This window comes from Streptomyces tricolor, from assembly GCF_002155905.1.
Lineage (GTDB): Bacteria > Actinomycetota > Actinomycetes > Streptomycetales > Streptomycetaceae > Streptomyces > Streptomyces tricolor.
In genome coordinates this window covers 1-1,997 of the sequence record NZ_MUMF01000783.1, presented here as the reverse complement: position 1 = coordinate 1,997, position 1,997 = coordinate 1, and the positions used below count along the sequence as shown (strand labels likewise).

Sequence of the window (1,997 nt, the reverse complement as noted above, 5' to 3'; positions counted from 1 at the left end):
GGGGGGGATATGAGTGCGGGCCCTGACGGTGCAGTCAGGGCCCGAACCGAGGTCTTGTGTGCTGTAGCTCCCCCGCAAGGATTCGAACCTTGTCCTGCTGGTACCAAAAACCAGTGTGCTGCCAGTTACACCACGGGGGAACAGCGCTTCAGACCTTACCCGAGACGTGCCTCGGCTTGGGCGACGATTCCGGCCCACCAGCCCTCGATGCGGTTGTACAAGTGGGCGCTTCTGGCTACGGCGATGACCAGGCAGCCGCGGTAGTCGTCTCCGGTGTTCTTGCGGACGGTTTTCGGGTTGTGCTTCTTCAGCGTCGGCTTGGCGAACACCGACGTGTCGATGTCGGCCACGGCTGCCCAGAAGCGGTGAGCGGCCTCCACGTCCGCCGACTCATGGATGAGCAACCGGAAGCTCAGCCGCTCCCTGTCCACCTCCAGTAGATCGAGCCAGGCGAGGTATGTCCGGATCACCCCGGGGTCGCTGTTGACGAAGACGACACGCTCGCGGCGGTCGTAGGGCTTGCTCTTGGACCCCTCGGCCCAGTAGAGCGCTGCCCCGGCCACGAAAAGTTCGCGGTCTGTCAGGTTCCCGACGTCCTTGGAGGCTGCCAGCTTCGTCTCCTTGCGCTTCTCGCCCTCGGCCGCCCGGCGCCTTGCCAGCCCCTCCCGCATGAGCGCTCGCTGTTCTTCGGGCGTGTAGCGCGGCTCCGGCTTCGGAAGATCGCGCACCCACAGTGACACCGAACTCCGTGAGCAGCCCAGCTCCGCCTCGATCTGGTCGTACGTCCAGCCCTGGAGTCGTAGCTCCCGTGCCCTCTCGCGGAGGTCGTCCTTTGCGTTCGGGCGCTTCGTCCACTCCGGGGGTGGCTCGCCCTTCACCAGTTGGTTGAGGATGTCGTTGTTGAAGATCTTCAGCTCGTCGCGGATCTGCCGGAGGCTGTAGCCGGCCCGGCGGAGGGCCACCGCCTGCTCCCGCAGTCCCTCGAAGTCGGCGTACTTGCCGGGTGAATGTGCCATACGCATACCGTCCGGACGGAATGTTGGGTTCCGGGGGTGAACGAGGAGGGTTCACCAGTTCGAGGGAAACCGGTGGGTTTCGAGGGCGTTCGGTTACGGAGTGTGGTGTGTGGTGGTAGGCGAAAGTCACCGGAAAAGCCGTACCCGTCGCCCGTAGGCTGGAGGCATGACCACGACGGGGGAAGACCACGCCAGGGCGCTGACCGGCCCTTGGTGGTGGGCGAGGCGGCGCAGTGCGGTGCTCGACGGGGCACTCGCGCTGGTGTCCGCCGTGGAGTGCGCGGCGGAGGGGATCCCGTTCGCCAGGGAGGCGGGGATCCCGGCCTCCGTGGGGATCGTGTTCGGGTTGATCACGGGTTCGGTGCTGTTGGTGCGCCGGAAGTGGCCGATCGCCGTGGTGCTGGTGTCGATCGCGGTCACGCCCGCCGAGATGGGTTTCCTGATGGGCGTGGTCGGCCTGTACACGCTGGCGGCGGCGGAGCTGCCGCGGCGGATCATCGGCGCGCTGGCGGGGATGTCGCTGCTGGGGACGGCGGTGGTGACGTTCGTGCGGGTCCGGCAGGACATCGCGCGCGGGGATCTGACGCTGGGTGACTGGTTCGTGCCGTTCGCGGCGGTGACGACGGCGTTGGGGCTGACGGCTCCGCCGGTGCTGCTGGGGCTGTACGTGGGGGCGCGGCGGCGTTTGATGGAGAGTCTGCGGGAGCGGGCGGACAGCCTGGAGCGGGAGCTTCAGCTGCTCGCGGAGCGGGCCGAGGAGCGGGCCGAGTGGGCGCGGAACGAGGAGCGGACGCGGATCGCCCGGGAGATGCACGACGTGGTCGCCCATCGGGTGAGTCTGATGGTGGTGCACGCGGCCGCCTTGCAGGCGGTGGCGCGGAAGGACCCGGAGAAGGCGGTGCGGAACGCGGCCCTGGTGGGGGACATGGGGCGGCAGGCGTTGACCGAGCTGCGGGAGATGCTCGGGGTGCTGCGGGCGGG

2 protein-coding genes and 1 tRNA gene are annotated in these 1,997 nt (G+C 68.2%); 1 reads left to right on the top strand and 2 read right to left on the bottom strand.

Annotation, left to right across the window (positions count from 1 at the left end; all coding sequences use genetic code 11):
- Positions 1-67 precede the first annotated feature (67 nt).
- Positions 68-140, bottom strand: a tRNA-Gln gene (locus tag CCN44_RS39430).
- A gap of 15 nt (positions 141-155) precedes the next feature.
- On the bottom strand, positions 156-1,016 hold the full coding sequence (locus tag CCN44_RS39425) for a terminase gpP N-terminus-related DNA-binding protein (protein WP_086703897.1): 861 nt from the start codon (positions 1,014-1,016) through the stop codon (positions 156-158).
- A 166-nt stretch (positions 1,017-1,182) separates the two neighbouring features.
- Between CCN44_RS39425 and CCN44_RS39420 the strand changes: the two genes are divergently transcribed.
- Positions 1,183-1,997: sensor histidine kinase (locus CCN44_RS39420; RefSeq protein WP_244204044.1), on the top strand; the 815-nt coding region annotated here is incomplete at its 3' end.

Excerpts from the sequence above, each read along its gene's own strand:
- CCN44_RS39425 (WP_086703897.1), bottom strand. The coding sequence starts at position 1,016 with ATGGCACATTCACCCGGCAAGTACGCCGACTTCGAGGGACTGCGGGAG.